Source organism: Magnetococcales bacterium (genome assembly GCA_015231175.1).
Taxonomy (GTDB): Bacteria; Pseudomonadota; Magnetococcia; order Magnetococcales; family DC0425bin3; genus HA3dbin3.
Genome location: JADGBZ010000006.1, coordinates 52,442 through 72,528 on the forward strand (window position 1 = coordinate 52,442; position 20,087 = coordinate 72,528).

The window sequence follows — 20,087 nt, forward strand, 5'->3', positions numbered from 1 at the left end:
CGTCAACAAGGATACAATCATGCCAAACAATTTCGAACATGGAAATAACAAAGAGGACAACGAAGGAACCGATCAAGCGGAAAAAGAGGGGAAGAAGAAAAAAAAGGATAAAAAGTCAAACAAGAAAAAATATTTGAAATATCACAAAGAATCAGCAGACAAGGGCAAGGATATTTCCACCGGTCTTTTTGAAAAAGAGATGGGCAAGCTGCAAGTGGAGTTGGTCAAACTCCAGGAGTGGATTCGACAAAAAGGTCTGCGGGTGGTGGTGATCTTCGAAGGCCGCGACGCAGCAGGCAAAGGGGGTGTCATCAAACGCATCATGGAACGGCTGAATCCGCGTATCGTCAAGGTGGTCGCCCTCGGAACACCCTCCACCCGTGAAAAAAATCAGTGGTATTTTCAACGCTACGTACCCCACCTCCCCACCAGTGGCGAGATGGTCATGTTTGACCGGAGTTGGTACAACCGCGCCGGCGTGGAACGGGTCATGGGATTTTGCACGGAAGATGAATATCGCGAGTTCCTGCGCTCCTGTCCCGAGTTCGAGCGCATGTTGACCCGGTCTGGCATCATCTTGATCAAATATTGGTTTTCAGTGAGCGATGATGTCCAGGAAAAACGTTTTCAGGATCGGGTCAAAGATCCCCGCAAACGTTGGAAACTCAGTGATATGGACATGGAGTCCCGCAACCGCTGGGTTGAATACTCCCGCGCCAAGGATGAAATGTTCGCCCACACCGACATCAAACAAGCCCCCTGGTACGTGGTGGATGCCGACTGCAAAAAAAGGGCCCGTATCAACTGCATCACCCACCTGCTCAGCATGGTCCCCTACAAAGATCTGACGCCAAAGCCACTCAAGCTGCCGCCCCGTAAACCTAATGAGGGGTATGTACGCCCACCCATCACCGACCAGACCTTCGTCAGGGATTTCAACGCCCCGGAAGGGGAAACGAAATAAAATCACACCCCGGCAGACACCCGCGCAAATACCTTACTTCGAGCCCTTGCCTGCCATCGCCTGCGCCAGTTTGTCCTTGTTGATGGGTTTCATGATAAACCCGACCCCCATGGCATCGGCACGCTGGCGCATCTTTTCCTGAACATTGGCCGTGACCAGATAGATGCGCATCTCCTTGTTCAGTTCCTGGAGTTTGGCTGCCAGATCGATCCCATTCATACCCGGCATATTGTAATCGATCAGCGCCAGATCAACGACATGCAGGGCAGCCTGTGCAAACCCGTCGTTGCCATCCTTGGCCTCGACAATCTTCCAATCAGGAAAAGCCTGGCCAAAAACGTTTTTCATCATCATGCGGGCCAGACTGCTGTCGTCCACCACCAAAACCGTCTTGCTGCTCATGGATCCCTCACACTTTCTGCCTCTGGCATGGCAAACTCCCCTGGCAAGGAGGCCACGAAATCGAGAATCTCCCTGTTGGCCAGTGCAACCTCATCGACCAAAACACCCCCCCACTCCCGAAGATCGGGAGGAGGGACCGTGGCCGCAAGCTTTTCCAACTGCTCGGCAACCCTGCCCACACGCATGGCCCCCAACTGCCGACTGTTGGATTTGATCTGATGAGCTGCGGTACGAACAAAAGCGACCTGTTGCCGGGCAATGGCATCCCGGGCAGCAAGCGCTCGTTCTGTCATGGCCTGTAGAGAAACCTCAAGGACGTTGGCAAACTCCTCTTCCAGATCGCCCCGCAAACCCACAAGGACATTCCGGTCCAGAATGACAAAAGAGTCCAAGGCAATCACACCCACACTCTCCCCCCAAAAATCCACTCGCCATCCTTCCCAGACAAGTTGTATAACACTTCATCGGGCGCGCATTCAATGCCAGGAATCATTGTGGCATGCAATCAAAGGCTTTTCCTCAGGCCTCCGCGACCCTGGCATGGGGCGCGAGCAGAGGGTTCGCACCCTTGGGAGACTTCCGTGGATGCGTCGCTGCGCGGGTCAGGGTCCATCACCATCCTTTCCGGGGGAAAGATGTCACCATGTGGCAAGATTTTGTAGGTTTATTCGCAAAGAAAAAACCGCAGCACCCAGCCATCATCGATAAAATCAGCAACACCACCTATACCTATCAAACCCTGGAGACCACCATCCAACGGTGGGGAAGCTACCTGCATGCCCAAAAAATCGGTCCGGGAGACCGCATCGTCTTCCTGGCCCCGGCCTGTGTGGAACATATCCTGCTGTTTTTTGCCTGTGCCAAGGTGGGCGCCATTCTGGTGCCGTTGAATCATCGGCTCCCCCCTGTGGAACTGGCCGACATTCTCGATCTGGTCGAGCCACAACTGTTTCTGGGCGCCATCGACCCTCCAACCGGGCAAAATTTCCCCTATATCCACCTGGCTTCGATCGACATCTATGTCCCGGAATCTCCACCTCCGACGCATGTCGTGAACGATGACGACCCCATGCTGATGCTCTTCACCTCCGGTTCGACGGGAAACCCCAAGGGCGTTTTGTTCCACGCCGCCATGATCATGGCCAATATTCGCGCCACCGTTGATTCAGGAGTTTTGGAACCTGACGATGTCAGTATCGTCAACACCCCATTTTTTCATACCGGAGCCTACCACGTCTTTTTGTTGCCATTGCTCTCAATCGGCGGAACAATGCTGCTGTTTGACCGTTTCGACCCGGGTGGCGTCCTGCAAGCCGTCCGGGAAGAGGGAATCACCATTTTTTGGGCGGTCCCGACCATGTTCCAAGCCATTCACGATCACCCGGATTTTCCCACAACCCCATTTTCCCATATCCGATGCCTGTTGTCGGGGGGGGCCCCTTTGAGCGTATCCCTGATCCAGGCCTACCATGCCCGGGGAGTCCCCTTCAAGCAGGGGTTCGGCCTGACCGAAGTGGGTCCAAACTGCTTTCTGCTGGATACGGATGCCTGTTGGCAACGACCGGATTCCATCGGCAAGCCCATGCGCCACTCCCGGGTCAAGGTGGTGGATGAGAACGACAACCCGGTCGGTCCCGATCAGACCGGCGAACTGCTCCTGGGTGGACCCCACCTCTGCAAAGGCTACTGGCGCAACGAAGCGCTCTTCCAGGCATCCCTCCTGGAAGGCTATTTTCGCACCGGAGATCTGGTCCGGTTCGATCAGGAAGGTTTCTTCTTTGTCGTGGGCCGAAAAAAAGAGATGTATATCTCCGGTGGCGAAAACGTCTACCCGGGAGAGGTGGAAAAACACATTCTGACCCACCCGGATATCACCCAGGCGGTCGTCGTGGCTGTTCCCGACCCCAAATGGACCGAAGTCGGTTTTCTTTACTATGTTGGCAAACGGGATGTCACCCTGAGGGAACTGCGCCAACATCTCGACAAACGTCTGGTCCGTTTCAAACACCCCCACCACCTGCAACGTCTGGATGCCCTTCCCCTGCTGGCCAACGGCAAAATCAACCGAATGGGGCTGCGCGACATGGCCAATCGCACCATGGCCGGCGACGCATCAGGGCAATCTCATGGGGCGCAGATGGCTCCATCCGCTTGATCGGACGAGGCAGGAAGGGGAGTCGGAGTCCAGAAGGCAATATACGTCACGACAGCAGACGGAATGAAGATCACCTACGACCCCGTCAAACGGGACAAGACCCTTGAAGAACGTGGTCTGGACTTTGATGACGCGCCTTTGGTGTTTGCAGGCCAAGTCCATCAACTCGCGGACATTCGACATGATTATGGGGAACAGAGAATGATATGCTATGGCTTCCTGGAGGGTCGTCTAGTCGTGGTTGGGTATGTTCAACGTGGAGAGACCCGTCACATTTTCTCGATGAGTAAGGCCAATGAACGAGAACAAGCGCGCTATCGGAAGTGACTTGGTGAAGGTTGATGCGCATATCGTGACCTCAGAGGAATATGAAGACATTCCCGAGATGACCGATGGCGATTTTCAAAGAGGAGTTTGGCTGATCGGTGACCGTCAGGTCTCTCCAGAGGAAGGCAAGTCAGCCTTTCGTCAAACCTTGGGCCGTGGCCGTCCTGCTGGTAGCGACACGAAGGTCTCCACCATCGTAAGTTTCGATGCGGAGGTGATTTCGGCCTCATGTGATTATTGAGTCACAGTCGGTAGCACACATTGACAAACAGCCCGTTCATGGTCATTGTGCCATGACCCGGATCCATTGTTTTCGGGGATCTCGACACCTTCTGTTTCGCGGATTCATACCCTGATTGCAGGTCTCGCGCCCCACAGCCTGTCCGGTGCGGGCGTCAACGCTGCGACACGGCATGGACAGAACCCACGAACCCGGAATTTATTGAGGTTTCCTGTCCATGTGGAGTTGGGAACATCCGGGTTCCCTCTCCTGCCTTTACCGTGAAAGAGATCGTGTGACTGACTTTACTTCGCTTAATCTATTACCGCCCATCCAACGCGCCTTGCAGCAAGCCGGCTACCAAACCCCCACCCCCATCCAGGAACAGGCGATTCCCATCCTCATGGATGGACAGGATTTATTGGGTATCGCCCAGACAGGCACCGGCAAGACGGCTGCATTTGCCCTGCCTATCCTGGATCGCCTGGCACGAGAAAAACGGCAAGCCGGGCCGCGCGCTGCCCGGGTTCTGGTCCTGACACCCACCCGGGAGTTGGCGGCGCAAATCCATGCCAGCTTCATCGCCTATGGCCGTCACCTGGGGTTGACCAGTACGGTGATTTTTGGCGGCGTCGGACAACATGCCCAGGTCCAGGCCATGGCCAGGGGCGTGGCCATCCTGGTGGCCACACCCGGACGCCTGCTGGACCTGTATGCCCAGAAACACCTCCGGCTGGATCGTCTGGAAGTTTTTGTCCTGGATGAAGCAGACCGCATGCTGGATATGGGGTTCATCCACGACGTGCGCAAGGTGATCGCCGCCTTGCCCCCCAAACGTCAAACCCTTCTGTTCTCGGCAACCATGCCAGAAACCATCACCGAACTGGCCAACGGCATTCTGCACCACCCGGCACGGGTCGAGGTGACCCCTCAGGCCACCACCGTCGAACGGGTCGAACAAAAAGTGTTTTTTGTGGAAAAAGCCAATAAAATCCACCTGCTGAAAAAAATTCTCGCACAAAAAACCGCCGACCGGGTCTTGATTTTTTCCCGTACCAAACACGGCGCCAACCGATTGGTCGAACAACTGGAGCGCGCCAATATCGGCACTTCAGCCATCCACAGCAACAAGTCACAAGGAGCCCGCGAACGCGCCCTGGCACAGTTCCGGTCAGGAGAGATCCGGGTTCTCGTGGCCACCGACATCGCCGCCCGGGGCATCGACGTGGCTGGCGTGAGTCACGTCATCAATTTTGATCTGCCCAATGAACCAGAAAGTTATGTTCATCGGATCGGACGTACCGCCCGGGCTGGCCGTGAAGGGGCTGCCATCTCCTTTTGTGACGCCACCGAACGCGGATACCTCCGCGATATCGAACGCACTATTCGCCAGACCCTTCCTGTCGAGGAGGAGCACCCTTACCACGCGGATGCCGTCGCCAAAGCCTCCCTGGGCGTGTCCGTCCCAGCCCGTCTCTCCCGTGGTGGCCGCCCATCCACACAAAACAAGGGACATCGGCAGGACGCTTCCCGCCGCAACATCGCCGACTCCCCCGGAGACCGCACCAACTCCCCTCAACGCACAGCACACACCGGAAAAAAAGATGGCTCGATCGCCAGCAAAATTTTGACCCGGGCCACCGCTGAGGCACAATCCGAACGCCATCGGGAGGAGGAGATATCACCCCGGAATGGGCAAAGACCAAAAAAACGTTTGGTCGAAAGCAACCCGCAAGAAAACCGCCAACGTCCCTCCTGGACAAAAACCGGCAACAACGGAACCGCAAATCCCAGACAAAAAGAACGTTCCGCTCCGGTGACCGGCAAAAGGGAACGCCAGGTTGTCTCAAGAACAGTCCCTTGAATGTTTGTCAGCAATTGTGTAGTAACCTCCATTCGGCAAGGGCGGGCGCCCTTGCCAAAAAAAAGAGGCTTGTGCATGAAAGCCTCTGTCAGGTAGTCATCCCCCTGGCTCCCGATGCGTAGTCGGGGGGTGAGTCGTTGCGATCCCGATCCGTTGCCGGGTGCTGGATTGTTACAAGAAACATAGATAAAAAAACGTGGAAGCTGTACCGGGAGGGGTAACTTCTTGCTGTCGTTTGACCTGTAGAAACGTTGGATGGGGGGGGCGGGACACGAATCAACGGTTTTGATGCGTTCGTTCCGGTCCATGTTTCGTCTACACAAATCCCGTGGATTGATCCGGATTCTTTCTCGGCTCCCGAGCCGGAAAATGTTTGGAAAAATCCCTGGATACCTGTCGGAACAACATCAATCCAGCGGAGGAAAAGATGACGGAAGAACGTGGTCTTGAAACAGCGCAATTTGATCGGATCCTTGCAAATCCGAAGTATCACGAGCTGGTCACCAAACGCAGGCGTTTTGCCTGGCTCCTCTCCATCGTCATGTTGATTCTCTACTATACCTTTATCCTGCTGATTGCCTTCCGACCCGAAATTCTTGCAGCCCCCTTTGGTGTGGGGATCATTACCGTCGGAATTCCCGTCGGGGCGGGGATCATCGTTGCGGCGTTCATCCTGACCTGGATCTACATCGTGCGCGCCAATGGCTTGTTTGACAAGTTAACGAGCGAGATCAAGGAGATGGCGAAATGATTCCGCGCACTCTCATGCTCCTGGCAGGCACCCTCTCTTTCATACCTTGGGCCGCGTGGGCTGCAAACGTCCCACCAACCCCTCCCCAGCAAAAAATGAACGTGACGGCCATCGTCATGTTCTTTATTTTTGTCGCCACCACCCTGGGCATCACCTACTGGGCAGCCAACCGCACCAAAACCACGAAGGACTTTTACGCCGCCGGCGGCGGTATCACCGGATTCCAGAACGGCTTGGCCATTGCCGGCGATTACATGTCCGCTGCCTCTTTTCTGGGCATATCGAGCATGGTGTTCGCCAAAGGTTACGACGGTCTCATCTATTCGATCGGCTTTCTGGTTGGATGGCCCATCATTCTGTTTCTGATGGCCGAACAGTTGCGTAACCTGGGACGTTACACCTTCGCCGATATCGTCTCTTTTCGTTTGCAGCGCGTACCCATGCGCACGCTGTCGGCCTTTGGCACCTTGAGCACGATCACACTCTACCTGATCGCCCAGATGGTGGGCGCAGGTCAGTTGATTCAGACCCTTTTTGGCCTGCCCTATGCCTACGCCGTGGTCTGTGTAGGTACCCTGATGATCCTCTATGTGGCTTTTGGCGGCATGCTGGCCACCACCTGGGTGCAAATCATCAAGGCGGTGTTGCTGCTTTCCGGCGCTTCCTTCATCGCTTTCGCCGCACTTTCCTACGTTCAGTTCGATCTGGAGCGTTTTTTCAGGGAAGCTGTGGAGGCCATCCGGCACAGCCCTCTGGCCGATCACAAAAAAATGGTGGCACAAGACAAAAATTTCCTCGCACCCGGCGGGCTGGTATCGGATCCCATCTCCGCCATATCCCTGGGTTTGGCCCTCATGTTCGGCACCGCAGGCCTGCCGCATATCCTCATGCGCTTTTTTACCGTCGGGAATGCCAGGGAAGCCAGAAAATCGGTATTCTACGCAACTGGGTTTATCGGTTACTTCTACATTCTGACCTTCATCATCGGCTTTGGGGCCGTGCTGCTGGTTGCGCCGAACTCGCACTACATGGATAGCGTCAAGGGCATTCTGGTAGGTGGCAACAATATGGCCGCCATTCACCTGGCCCACGCCACGGGAGGCGACCTCTTCCTTGGATTCATCTCCGCCGTGGCCTTCGCCACCATCCTGGCGGTGGTGTCCGGTCTGACCTTGTCCGGAGCCTCCGCCGTTTCCCACGACATTTATGCCAATGCCATCTGTAAGGGTCAGGCCGATGAAAAAAAGGAGATACTGATCTCGAAAATTGCCGCCCTGGTCATCGGTTGTGTCGCCATTTATCTCGGCATACAGTTCGAGAAACAAAACGTGGCCTTCATGGTGGGTCTGGCGTTTGCCATCGCCGCCAGCGCCAACTTCCCGATCCTTTTCCTCTCCATCCATTGGCGGGGGTTGACCACCCGGGGAGCAGTGATCGGAGGCACCCTGGGTTTGGTCTCCACGGTCGTCATGGTGCTGCTCTCCAAAACCGTATGGGTGGACGTGTTCAAATATCCGGCGCCGCTTTTCCCATACAAGGATCCGGCCATATTTTCCATGTCCCTGGCCTTCCTGGCCACCTGGTTTTTCTCCATCACAGATCGCAGCGAGCGCGCCAAGAACGAAAAGTTGGCCTACGAGGCACAACTCGTCCGGTGTGAAACGGGTATTGGCTCGGTCGGTGCCTCCAAGCACTGAGCAGAGTGGCCTGCAATCGGGTTGGTGAAAAAATAAGAATTCTCGGTTTTTTTGCACCGCCCTGCAATAATTTCTTGCAGGGCGCAAAGTGAAGGAGTAAACTCCAGAGAATTCCGAATTGTGTATGCTGTAAGTCGCCTTTTGTTCCAGGGGTGTTTTTCCCCCTCTTGGATGTCCCTGTTCTTGCAAACCCGCCCGGAGCGTTCCGTGGCGGGTTTTTTTGTGCCCACTTTGTCATCAACCCGCACCGAAACAAAAAAATTCAGATCACTGTTCAGCACCCTTTCAAGTGCATTTTGTCTCCACGGCGGGTTGTTGCATACCGGAAAGGAGGTGCGCACTGGCATGGCGCCGGTCGCAAAAATGAGAGTTGAGAAGCGTTTAAAAACATATGTTTAAACCGAAAACAAAGGAGTCAGGTCAAGATGAGCAACAAAAAACGTGCACTTGTGTCCGTACAACATTCACAAACACAAAACCAGACGCAAACGCATCGAGGGTCTGGACAAGGACAGAAGCAAAGTCATAGGCCGGATCCGCAGCTGCAAGGAGAGGAACAGGAACAGGATTTTGGAAAAATGGTTGGTGAGTTCCGCGCCAAAAAAAGAAACAAATCCCGGGGAAACAACGTCCCTGATCAAGCCCATGCGTACCACAACCCGAACGATGGGGCAAACAACACCCAAGCCGGCACGGCACGTCTTGGAGATGAAACACTCCATAATTGGGACGAGGCATTGGATCATCTGCGGCAGGAATACGTCGACCTGATGCACAAATACAACTCCCATATCGGTCGATTGCGCAAACAAAACGACCAACTACTCGCACAAAGCCAAAACCTTCACCCGACCAACCTGTCAGCGCAACCATCCGGCAACCATCGTTACCCCTGGGCAGACGCATGGAAACAAATGCAAAAACAAGGGCACTACCGGGATCTGCTGGGTCCGCTGGAATCGCGGCTGCACTATCTGGAAGAGTGGCTGCAAGCTGTGACCCAGTTTGCCAAATCCCAGCATGAGTGCAACAAACTGGAACGGGAGCACCCTGACTATGGCGATATTGCCAACGATCAGGATTTTCATGCCTGGTTGGAACGGCAACCTTCTCCCATTCGCGAGGTGGTGGAACGCAATGCCCACTGGATCAACAACAGCGGTGATGTGATCTGGCTGTTGAAGGAGTACAAGGCCTTCCGGGATGAGGGCAAAACCGCTCAGGACCAAAAAGACAAGCAGTTGCAGGAACGCAGGGCACTTCAGGTCCAGTCCGGGGCAGCCGTTCCCAGTCGCGGCCCGGGCACCGGCGAGAATCTGCCGGATACCTTTGGCAAACAAGTCGCCTATTTTCGCCAACAACTGCGCACGAAAGGACGTGCCAAATGACTGAAGCCTATTGGAATCTGCAACCAAACGGGCTGTTCGCAACCCCTGCAACCAACCCGGACGGAGGCCGGGCCACAACCGTCGGAGAACATGTGGCTCCCTACCTCTCGCCTGCCAATCCTTGGCTCCAACAGGCGCAAACCAAGGCCAAACAGGCGGCCAACCAACGTGGACTCCTGAACAGCAGTATGGCCGTTCAGGCAGGAACGGAAGGTTCGCTGCAAACCGCCGCCCAAATGGCCAGCCAAGATGCCCAGGCCACAGCAACCCGGGGTCTGGCAGCACAACAAAATCAATACACCCTGGGGCAGAATCGGGAAAAATTTGGGCAACAACTGCAACTGGATTCTGCCCAGACCCAAAATCAGGCCCACCTGGCCAGTCAGCAATTTCAATTCAACAAAGACCTGTCGCAACAACAGTATGGTCAACAACTGGGGCTGGCGGGTAAACAGCACGAATTCAACAAAGACCTGTCGCAACAACAGTATGGCCAACAACTGGGTCTGGCCGGCAAACAACACGAATATGCCCTGGACTTGGGCGAACAACAGTATACCCAGCAATTGGGACTGGCCAGCCAGCAACACGGCTATGCCCTGGATCTCGGCAACCAGCAGTTCAGCAGCCAGCGGGTGTTGAACGCCGACCAGGCAGCGGCAGCCTTGCAACTGGATAACCAGGGATACACACATCAACTGGGATTGGCCGATGTCAACAACAAGTATGCCCTGCAACAGGGAGAGGAACGGTTTCATCAGCAACAGGCGCTCGATACCCAACAGCAGAACATCACCAGAGAGATCGAACAAACCAAACTCAACTCGGCCTGGCAATCGGATCAAGACAAATTGGCAGCAGATCGTCAGAACAACATGGCCGTTGCCCTGCGCAACTTTGCCACCGACTGGAACCAGGCCTATGCCCAGATCAACAGCAATACAAACCTGTCCGAAGAGTCACGGAATGCCATGTATACCACCATCAACGACATCATGAAACGAAACGTGAATGCCATCAAAGGGATGTATGGCGTCAACCTTTCCTGGTAGGAGTGGAGATCATATGAGCGGTGTATGCAGAGCCATTGGAAGAGCATTCAAAAGTGTGACAAAAGCCATCACGGGCAGCTCCATTCTCAAATCCGCCCTGGTGGTGGGAGCCGCCTATTTTACTGCCGGAGCAGCTGGCCTGGCTCTGCCCGGCGCAACCATCGGAGGAAGTGGCGTCTTGTCCGGCATCGCCTCGGCAGGCGCGGGCCTGACCGGGGCAACCGCAACAACAGGGATGTTTTCCACAGCTGCGGCAGCAGCCAGCAGCGCCATGGGGCCCACAGTTGGATCCATGGTTTCAGGGGCCATATCCGGGGCTGCAACCGGCGCCATGTTTGGCGGAGGCGTATCGGCCCTGACCCATGGCGACATTGGCCGTGGGATGCTGACAGGCGGCCTGATGGGCGCTGCGGCGGGTGGCGTCCAAGGTTACTTCAATGCCGCACCCCCCCCGGGCTCAGTCAACCCCACCGAAGGATCATATGCGTGGTCCCCGGCCTCGAATACATCTCCATCCCAAAACATGGCCACATCCCAGAACAGTACAACCTTTGGCTCGTCGGGCACGTCGAATGCGCTGTCCGATGCTTCACAGCCATCTCTCTACGGATCAAGAGTCGCGGACAGCTCTTTGGTCACTCCATTGCCGCAGCCCCAATTGCCGCCTGCCTACCAGGATTGGTTCCCACCTAATGGGCTCAAGACAATAGGCATCGGAACATTGGCCAATACGGCTCTCAATGGGTATATCAACAACAAAATCCTGGACAAACAGATCGCTGCGAACAAAGCCAATCTGGATGCCCTCCGCAACAGCTACTCGACAAAACCGATTGTCATTTGAAAGGGGGATAAACGTGAAAAACGGTTTGTTTGCGAACAATCCGGCTGCGTTGCAACGTTTGCAAGCCCTGCGCATGCAACCAGATCGGGTTGAAACCACACCACCACCCGGAATCATGGCACCTCCAGAACGTCAACCTGCCGGCGCTCACTCTCCATCCGGGCCAGGGATGCAACCATTTTCCGGAGATACAGGCTGGTCAGCGTCGCATCAACAACTCCATGCCCAAGCCGGAATACCCATGTCAACTTCGACCTACCCGGACGATCCGGCGGCGGCCTGGGGTTCCGCCATCCCCGGTATGGATGACCCGGTGGACGGAGACCACCATGCCACACCATCCGAGGAAGAGCAGGCTCTGTATGACAAGTTTGTGTTCAATGCCATCAAAATTCTCAGCCATATGCAGGTTACAGCGACCCTCATGAGCCGCATGCAGGACGAGAATCCCATTCAGGCCCTGGCAGAATCAACCTATATGGTCGCAGAACGAATCCTGGCGGATGCCAACATGCGAGGCCTCCCCATACCCGGCGAGATCGCCATGCAAGGTTGCCTGGAAATATTGAGTGAATTGGCCTCCTTGGCGGCCCAGGTTGGTGTGGTCAAATTGACCACCCAGCAACAGGAGATGGCCTTCTACAAGACTTTGGAGATAGCCGGCACCCATATGGCCAGGCAAGGAAAGTTTAAACCGGAGCAGGTGCAGGCAGATTACAGCCGGTTGCAGGAGATGGCGCGCACCGGTCGCCTGGACCAGGCCATGGGGCGCAAACCATCTCAACAAAACACAAAAACCCCTCCTCACCAGGGATACAACGCACCAGGCGGTCCTCAAGAACCATTCGGGAGTGACAGCAACGCCATGAACAGCCCGATGGCACCCATGCAACCAGAAACAAACAACCCCGGCAACGGACAACTCCCATCCGCCAACAACCGGCAGGCACGCATCGACGATTGGGAAAATCGGATCAAACCAAACCTGGTGTCCGAACTCAAAAAACACCTCTCCCTCGGGCAAAACATGCGGGGTGTGCCCCAAGGCGGCACCATCCAACCCTGGCAGATGTGACCACAACCAACAACCAAACCTGAACACGCTGGACGGCATACCATGGCGGGGCTGCGGTCCCGCCATGCCTGCCATAACACCTTCAGGCAACCCCAACCCACATGGTCATGCCACATGCCGCTCAGAGTTGGCATAACTGCCATGCAGCAGATCGGACGGGGTGGTTTTCCACCAGAGTGGAATACGCAGCAAGAGGATGACCACAACAAGAATCACGGCAGCAGCGACACCCGCCACGGTCAGAAAAATGGGCTGCCAGGAGAGAGGCATGATCTCAAGCCCGTGATTCGGGGGAAGCAACTCCGAGTATCGGCTAAGAACCAGGTTGAAATCACGCATCATGAACCAACGTAACGTCGGCACCAAACCAAAAACAGCCACCAAACTCCCCAACAACGTGGCCAGGATCATCTGCAAGATGACCTTGGCATAGATGGTCAACCAGGAAAACCCCCTGCTCATGAGGATGCCAAAATGGTTGCGCCGCCGATCCATCACGCCACCGATCTGGGCAAACAACAAAGCAGTCAACAACAACAAAAACGACCCGGCGAAGGCAGGAATCAACGACCCCAACATGTCGCTCAACAGGTTGAAACGACTCATGGCATCCAGATAGGTGGGGTGAATGTTGAAAGCCCGTCGTCCATCCTGGGTGCGCATCTCCTGAATCTGCTCGATCACCCGCGCCAAATGGCTGGCATTGGGGATAAACAAATGCACCGTGGAGAAAGCCAGGCCAGCATGTGTCAAATCCCAGGGAACGAACACGTGCCCCGCCGACTCCACTCCAGATCCCCGGCACAGGGCATGCCGCAGGGCATCGCCCTGGGAGAGCCTCCGGCAAGGAACCCACACCTGATGGTTCCGGTCGTGGTTGAGCGTATCCCACTGCGCCCCCTTCCAGGATGAGGCCTCGCCGGCCTTCGCGTCACTGCCGATCTGTTTGACCAAATCCGGCGGCAAAGGGCACTTCTTCTGCGATACGTCCGGAAGATCCCCAATACCCGTACTGCCAATCTCCTTCTGTATACAAGCCGCATATCGGGTCATAGCCTCCCGAGGATAATCGGGCCGCGTCAAGAACAGATGGTCCTGCAAGGAATCCCCCCGTCCCTCGTTCTCCGGTTGATAACGCAAATCCGGCAAATGGTGCGCGGCCAACAGGGCATGGTAGGTCGTCAGAGGAAAGAGGAAAGCAATCGGCTCCATGGAGGGAATATGACTCACCCAATGAACCTTGAAAGGCACCAACCGCTCTTCCTGAGAAACGGTCACCCGCATCCACAAAAAGTCCAAGGCCCGCTCTGGATTGTCCCAATCCAACGTCGGCGGCAGGGACGGACGTTTCAGCTCGGCAAGACGAGGAGCAACCGCTTCCCGATAGGTCACATAATCAAAATGACGCCGAAATTGGGCCGCGTTGAGCACCACCTCAAGGGGAAGACCAAGCCAGGGGGAGCGTTCATCCTCGTAGGTCATTCCCAACCGGGCGGAGCCGCCCCTGGACAGCTTCCAAAGTGGATCGTCAGGATTGACAGCCCAGCCGGAAAAGGGAGAACTCCCCTTCCATGCCTGCTGCACGGGCAGGTGAACACCGGGTTGCGTATCCCCCAATCGCCTGTAAGGAAACACGGTCATCGGAACCTTGCCGCCCGATGCAGCCTCGCCGGGTGGCGAATCATGCGGCGCAAGCGGCAACTTGACCTCGGTCAGCTTGCGCAGCAGATCGGAATCGATCCCCTGCTGATTTTCCCAATGGGAAGTCACCCATATGGGAACCCCATTGGGCTCGATATGGCCAATCAAGGTATCCGCCAACCGGTCAAGAAACCCCGCCCGGGTTCCGACAAATACCAACGTCATGGTGATAACCAGGGTCAACAATAAGGTTAACCAGACAAAATCCCGGCCCCCCGCTTCACAGCCAAAACAACGACACCAGAACGAGCGGCGAAACGCCCGCACCCCCAGCGAGACCCAAACGGGGAAAAAGCCGGAACGCCGACGAGGCGCTTCAGTCATGGAGTGACCCGCCTGGCGCCTCATGCAACCGCTTCCGTGACCGGCGGGCGCGTCCGCCCCTGAAGTTGACAATGACCGTGCGATACCAAAATGCGATGCGTGACCCGGGGATCGACAGCGTCGGAAACATGGTGCGTCACCCAGATCAACAAACGATCACCCTGATCCAGCCAACGATCCACCACAGACATGACCTCTTTGCGGGTTGCGGCATCCAGGTTGCCTGTGGGTTCGTCGGCAAACAACACATTGGGGTTGTGAATCATCGCCTGAGCCAAGGCAACCCGCTGCAACTGCCCACCGGAGAGCTGATTCGGATACCGCTTCAGGAAAGCACCCACAACATCCTGACTTTCGCTGTGGTACATATCCTCCCCCTGACCACAAATCAAGACCTGCTCGACAGCCATATGAACCTGCTCCTCGATCTCATGCCGGGGCAACCCCCCATGCAACTGGAGGGGATATCGCAGATTCTCCCCCACGCTCAAATAGGGAGTCAGGGTGCTGCGCTGGTAGGCAAAACCGAAGTAACGCCGCCGCAACTCAGTCAAATCCAGGTCTGATCGCCGCCTCTCCAGACCTCTGGCGCCCCAGTAAACCTGGGCGCCATTGGGAAAGACCCAACGCACCTCTCCCTGCCGGGGCCGCTTGAGGAAAGTCAGAAGATACAACAAGGTGCTCTTGCCGCTGCCACTGCGCCCCAACACCGGCAACCGACGGGAAATGGTCTCGGCCTCAACATGGATATCATCCACAGTCAGCCTGAACGTATCACCCCACCCAACCTCGGCTTCGGTGATTTCCACCCCCCAGGTCATGGCAGAAAATCCTGGGGAACCCAATAGCCCCGCCGACCGCCAAACTCATGGCCATAGCGGTAACTCTTATCCGGTCCCAGAGGCGCCGCCGTCACATTGCCCATCATCTGCTGCAACGCCCGACCATTGTCGGTCGAATCGGGGCAATGCAAAACTTTGTTGCCGGGCAACACGCGATAGTCGGGCCTCTGGTTATCCCGTTCAACAATCTCCAACATCTGTTTGGAGCTGATGGCCCACATGGCCAAGCGCTTCAGTTCGCAATAGGTCACGGCCTGAATAGGGTGCCTCTCCTTGTACAGGATGGGTTTACCGTTGGCATCGGCAACAACAAGATGCTTGTCCTTGTCCCGCATGGTCCTTTCAGCGGAGAGAGCCGGCACCTGGTAACTCAACAGCGGGCTATGCCTCCGCACAGGCAACCCCCCCCGGCGTTGTGCATATTCGGCTGGAGTCTCACCGGAAACATCCAGGGGAGGCCGCCGAATCTCCTGCTGCAAACCCAGCACCAAGGCGCTGATCAATGCCCGCCGCAACTGGGGTTCCGGCAACTCGTGATATCCTTCGAATCCCTTCAGGATGCGAATCCAAGAGGAGAGCGTGCTGCTGTCCACCCACAAATCCTCCACCACCTTGTCGTTGGCCTCCACATACCCCACCGAGGTGGTGTCATAAACCCGACGCTCGCACTGATCACCCAAATCGCCGCAAGCCCCCTGCTTCAGAATGTGCCAATAGACCCCGGGAATATCCACCCGCTCCCGACGCAACCGCTCGATAACGGTATTGAGCGCGGCACCACCATGAATATCCAGGATGATCTCGTTGATCAGAGTGCTGCCCCCCAACTTTTCCACCGTACCGACCAGCCTGGCGAGCAACTTCGCTTCATCCATGCGGAAAAAGTGTTCATTGTCCGAACTGTCTCCCGGCAGGCTTTGTTGCAAAATATGACGCAACTGGTTTTCAAACTTGGCGTAGGCCACGTTATAGAGTTCAGGACGTTTGGCACTCTCCGGATGAGCAGGCGTCTGAATGATGAAGGAAAGCACGTTGTTGGCCTTGACCCCCGGCTTCTCCCCGCCCCGCAACAATGCGATCAGGGTCTCCCGATCGACGGGACGCCGGTATTTGGCCCGTTCAAAATGCCTGCCCCTTCCATCCACGTAGGGAATGCCGCTGCGATAACCACTGTCGCCGATGACAAACATCAGCTTCAAATGGTCCGGGCACGACTTGATATCCTCGGCGAGCGCCTGATGGATGCCACCGTAAAGATTCTCCTCGTAGTCATCCTGATCGTCCACCGTCACCCTGACCTGGGAGATGGCTTTCTGAAAATCGTCATAGCTTCTGGTTTGCTGCTCCGGGGTCAGGTTGCACGCCTCGGGCAAAGGATACCCCTCTCCGATACCATCCCCCGGGGAGTTGGGAACCAACTTGTCTGCATAGTTGTCCCGAAAAACCCGGAAACCGAAACGAAACTGCGTCTCCTTGAAGCCCGGCCTCCCCTTCAGGCTTTGAATGATCTCCTGGATGACTCCGGGCTTTTGACTGGTGCCACGCACGGCATCAATCACGGCATCCATGCTGGCAGTCGCATCCAGGACGAAGAATATATCGACATTTTTCTTGGAGGAGAGAGACTTGAACTCGGGCATGATACGCTGAGCCAACCCCGGGGAGATGGCAAACTTGCCATTGCCGATCGGGCGCCCCACCAGGCCGGGACGAGCCAAGGCCACCTTGTAAAAACGGCGCGCCTCCCCACTGCCCACGTCCGATAAATCACCAGGCTCCACATGACGGCCACGGGTATCGACCATATCCAACACAGGAATCCGCACCGAGGATCTGAACCATTTGTTGCCGCCCTCCACCGGACTACAGGCGGAGACCGACTGCATCACGGCATCTTCCAAACGTTCGTAGGTGCAGACTGTGCCTGGACCCTGTCCATCCGGCGCCTTGATATCCTCGCGTGGGCGCAACCCAAAAGCGTTATCCCAGGCAAACCCATCGCGTTCGTTCACCCAGCCAACCAGAAGGTCATCATCCTTCAGGCGAAAACGGTCGGCCAGGAGCAGGGAGCTTCCCCGCTGATCCATGACAAAATACATGTGGAAGCGCGAGGCACCCTCCCGGCAATGTCCGTTGCCCCCGACGCACTCCGTCATCTCCGGATCCTGAAAGACCCGGATGGCGGGATCTGACTTGTTCTCCTCATCCCGGGCCGTGGGAGAGGTCCGTACAAAAAATTTGGTCTCCAATCCAGACTCGCCCTTGATGGGCAGGTCACGGCACAAAAGGTCCGATTTGGCCATCCACCCCGTCAGGGAAGGTTGCTCCTGAAGGCGGGCCGAACGCACCTTGAGCCGATCACCGGACTCCTCCAGGATTTCGACCGTCTGATTAAAAACCAACTCCCCGACTCTGGTCCCGGACTGCGGTTTATCCAGCACCGGCGCCTTCCCCCGCAGCACACGCACCACCGGGCCACTCCACTTGAGCGCCTTGTCCTGGTAAAGTGGGGCAAAATCGACGCCGGCACAACTTCCGGAACCAGATTTGGTCTGCATGGCCGCATCCACCGGAGTCGGGATCAACCATGTGCCCGCCATACCTGCAAGGAGAACTCTCCGCCATCCCGACATGCGGCGCCCCTCTCTCTTTGTCAATCTGGATCCCATGTTCACGTTCATTCCGCCTTTCACGCTGACGTTTTCCACCCGACAAATGGCAGCTTGCAAAAAAACGAGCCGGGGGACGCACGAGAGAGCGACCGAACAGCCATGCGTCCCATACCGGACAAGCACCTGAGAAAGGATTGCGCAGGCGGAGAACTACCGCGATGTCGCAGCGTTGCTTTTCGTGACCAACCGAAAACCGGCAATCGAAACCATGGCCGGCATGCAAAGACCCCGGTCCGCCTCGACTCCCAACCGATTCACATCCCCTCCCGTCTTCTCATCCCCTCCCGTCAGATAGAATCCCCCCGGGCACGGGGAGCGGCTCCACTCCCTGACTCCCCGGAGAAGGTCGCGCCGCACGGCCTCGACCCGGGGAGGAGGTCCACGCCCCCCAAACGAATCCCCGTGCAAAAACATGACAGCCGCCGCCCACTCCTCGCGGCTGGGAAGATACAACTGGCATCCGGAACGATCACTCAACCACTCCGCATACCCCCGAGCCGCCTCCTGAGAGATGCTTTCCACCGGTATCACCTTCTCCCGCCCAAAGAGCCTCCCGAAAAACGTCGGCTGAGCAGAAGGGCGCAACGGAGCGCCTTGCCAATGTATCCCAATCTGGACCAACAGACGATTTTTCTCCTCCCCATCCGGCATGGACTGCACATGCGCCACATAACCGGCAAATTCATCCTGGCTCGTTGCGCGCGACTGCATGAAATAGGGCTTCTTAACCAAAATCCGTGCCAAACCAACCGCGTTCAAAAATCCCTTTACCTGCGGAGAGAGCGACAAACGGGTCACATCGTACTCCCCTTCGGGAATTTCGACCATCTCCGGGGCCGCTTCCCCCAGCTTCGCTTGCAACTGGCATGCCTGATGATCAAGGATCGGCGCCGGATTGAAGAGATTCTGTCCCGAGTCCCGTTTCGGTTTGCCAAATTCAACCAGGAAGGCACTTAGCGCCGCTGCTGCCAGAATCAAAAACAACGCCATCAAGCGCAAACGACGGCCCTTGCGTACTGGACGCGCCAAAGTGTCCTGCACCCCGCTGCCCAGGGGTTGCCATGTCTTTCCCCTGCTGTTGCGCACCAGATCCCTGCGCTGCCTGTTCAACACTCTCATCCCCACCGCAAGAACCACTCTGGAAAATATCACGAGGTATCAAAGGGCCACACCACGCACCACCACTCACCCTCGCCGCAACGCCACCGAGCCGCACCCCGAGCTGATTTTAGCACAAGCCACATCCAGATGACAGTTTGTCCCACCATAAAAACATCCGTCACAACAATCTGTGGAGATCTTCGCGAAAATCCCTTGCTTTCGGGCACAATTCGCCCAAAATCGTCCCCAGCAGTGTGGGGCAGAGATGCCAGAAACCCTTTCCGTCAAGCCAGCAAGTCTGAAGGGGGAATAAAGTTGACAAAATCCCAACTCATCCAGTCAGTCGCAGAACAGCACAATTTGACCCGACAAGAAGCTGAAACCGTGGTGTCGTCTGTCTTTGGCAACATCACCCAGGCACTGGAACGTGGAGACCGCGTCGAGTTGCGTGGTTTCGGCGCCTTCAGCGTGCGCCTGCGCCCAGCGCGTGAAGGCCGCAATCCAAAAACAGGTGACCTGGTATCCATCCCTGAAAAGCGCACACCGTTTTTCAAGGCCGGCAAGGAAATGCGCCGCAGGGTGGACTCCTGAAACCACCCGCCAGGGTGTTGCCAGGGCATGCCATGGGCACCCTGCCCGTTCTCCTGATCGGTTCTGTCGGTGCCGTCCCGGTCGTACTCCCATGCTGACTGCGGTCAGCATGGGAGA

18 protein-coding genes are annotated in these 20,087 nt (G+C 56.4%); 12 read left to right on the forward strand and 6 right to left on the reverse strand.

Going from position 1 to position 20,087, the window contains the following annotated elements:
* The first annotated feature begins 19 nt into the window (after positions 1-19).
* Complete coding sequence (ppk2, locus tag HQL63_02380; protein ID MBF0175686.1) at positions 20-964, forward strand: polyphosphate kinase 2; 945 nt, start codon at positions 20-22, stop codon at positions 962-964.
* 33 nt (positions 965-997) lie between these two features.
* Here the strand turns inward: ppk2 and HQL63_02385 are convergent, their stop codons facing one another.
* Positions 998-1,366 carry a response regulator gene (locus tag HQL63_02385; GenBank protein ID MBF0175687.1) on the reverse strand — a complete coding sequence of 123 codons (369 nt, stop codon included), beginning with the start codon at positions 1,364-1,366 and terminating at the stop codon, positions 998-1,000.
* Entirely contained in the window at positions 1,363-1,794 is a 432-nt protein-coding gene (locus tag HQL63_02390; protein ID MBF0175688.1) for an Hpt domain-containing protein, read from the reverse strand. Before HQL63_02390 ends, HQL63_02385 begins: the two co-directional genes overlap by 4 nt.
* Positions 1,795-2,009: 215 nt before the next feature.
* Between HQL63_02390 and HQL63_02395 the strand changes: the two genes are divergently transcribed.
* The 10 genes from HQL63_02395 (at position 2,010) to HQL63_02440 (ending at position 12,739) form a co-directional block, all read left to right on the forward strand.
* Positions 2,010-3,521 carry an AMP-binding protein gene (locus tag HQL63_02395; GenBank protein MBF0175689.1) on the forward strand — a complete coding sequence of 504 codons (1,512 nt, stop codon included), beginning with the start codon at positions 2,010-2,012 and terminating at the stop codon, positions 3,519-3,521.
* 63 nt (positions 3,522-3,584) lie between these two features.
* Positions 3,585-3,848, forward strand: a complete 264-nt coding sequence (locus tag HQL63_02400) for a BrnT family toxin (GenBank protein MBF0175690.1) — start codon at positions 3,585-3,587, stop codon at positions 3,846-3,848.
* A complete protein-coding gene (locus HQL63_02405) occupies positions 3,817-4,089 on the forward strand; it encodes a hypothetical protein (GenBank protein MBF0175691.1) in 273 nt (90 codons plus the stop codon). The genes HQL63_02400 and HQL63_02405 overlap by 32 nt, the downstream gene beginning before the upstream one ends.
* A 217-nt stretch (positions 4,090-4,306) precedes the next feature.
* Positions 4,307-5,932: a DEAD/DEAH box helicase gene (locus tag HQL63_02410; protein ID MBF0175692.1), complete on the forward strand. Its 1,626-nt coding sequence runs from the start codon at positions 4,307-4,309 to the stop codon at positions 5,930-5,932.
* Between the two features lie 427 nt (positions 5,933-6,359).
* The gene (locus HQL63_02415; protein ID MBF0175693.1) at positions 6,360-6,683 is read left to right on the forward strand and encodes a DUF485 domain-containing protein; all 324 of its coding nucleotides are present in this window, start codon (positions 6,360-6,362) and stop codon (positions 6,681-6,683) included.
* 14 nt (positions 6,684-6,697) lie between these two features.
* Positions 6,698-8,380: a cation acetate symporter gene (locus HQL63_02420; GenBank protein ID MBF0175694.1), complete on the forward strand. Its 1,683-nt coding sequence runs from the start codon at positions 6,698-6,700 to the stop codon at positions 8,378-8,380.
* Positions 8,381-8,958: 578 nt separating this feature from the next.
* Positions 8,959-9,768, forward strand: coding sequence for a hypothetical protein (locus HQL63_02425; protein MBF0175695.1), 810 nt, complete (start codon positions 8,959-8,961; stop codon positions 9,766-9,768).
* A complete protein-coding gene (locus tag HQL63_02430) occupies positions 9,765-10,820 on the forward strand; it encodes a hypothetical protein (protein ID MBF0175696.1) in 1,056 nt (351 codons plus the stop codon). Before HQL63_02425 ends, HQL63_02430 begins: the two co-directional genes overlap by 4 nt.
* A 13-nt stretch (positions 10,821-10,833) precedes the next feature.
* Positions 10,834-11,664, forward strand: coding sequence for a hypothetical protein (locus tag HQL63_02435; GenBank protein MBF0175697.1), 831 nt, complete (start codon positions 10,834-10,836; stop codon positions 11,662-11,664).
* Between the two features lie 13 nt (positions 11,665-11,677).
* Positions 11,678-12,739 (forward strand): hypothetical protein, encoded by a 1,062-nt coding sequence (locus HQL63_02440; GenBank protein MBF0175698.1) that lies wholly within the window; start codon positions 11,678-11,680, stop codon positions 12,737-12,739.
* A gap of 105 nt (positions 12,740-12,844) precedes the next feature.
* Here the strand turns inward: HQL63_02440 and HQL63_02445 are convergent, their stop codons facing one another.
* The 4 genes from HQL63_02445 to HQL63_02460 all read right to left on the reverse strand — a co-directional run bounded on the left by HQL63_02445 (position 12,845) and on the right by HQL63_02460 (position 19,391).
* Complete coding sequence (locus HQL63_02445; GenBank protein ID MBF0175699.1) at positions 12,845-14,764, reverse strand: hypothetical protein; 1,920 nt, start codon at positions 14,762-14,764, stop codon at positions 12,845-12,847.
* A gap of 20 nt (positions 14,765-14,784) precedes the next feature.
* Positions 14,785-15,585, reverse strand: coding sequence for an ATP-binding cassette domain-containing protein (locus tag HQL63_02450; protein ID MBF0175700.1), 801 nt, complete (start codon positions 15,583-15,585; stop codon positions 14,785-14,787).
* Positions 15,582-18,275, reverse strand: a complete 2,694-nt coding sequence (locus tag HQL63_02455) for a hypothetical protein (GenBank protein MBF0175701.1) — start codon at positions 18,273-18,275, stop codon at positions 15,582-15,584. The genes HQL63_02450 and HQL63_02455 overlap by 4 nt, the downstream gene beginning before the upstream one ends.
* 153 nt (positions 18,276-18,428) lie before the next feature.
* Entirely contained in the window at positions 18,429-19,391 is a 963-nt protein-coding gene (locus tag HQL63_02460; protein MBF0175702.1) for an SUMF1/EgtB/PvdO family nonheme iron enzyme, read from the reverse strand.
* Positions 19,392-19,694: 303 nt separating this feature from the next.
* Here HQL63_02460 and HQL63_02465 point away from each other — a divergent pair, with 303 nt between their 5' ends.
* The gene (locus tag HQL63_02465) at positions 19,695-19,970 is read left to right on the forward strand and encodes an integration host factor subunit beta (protein MBF0175703.1); all 276 of its coding nucleotides are present in this window, start codon (positions 19,695-19,697) and stop codon (positions 19,968-19,970) included.
* The last annotated feature ends 117 nt before the right edge of the window (positions 19,971-20,087 follow it).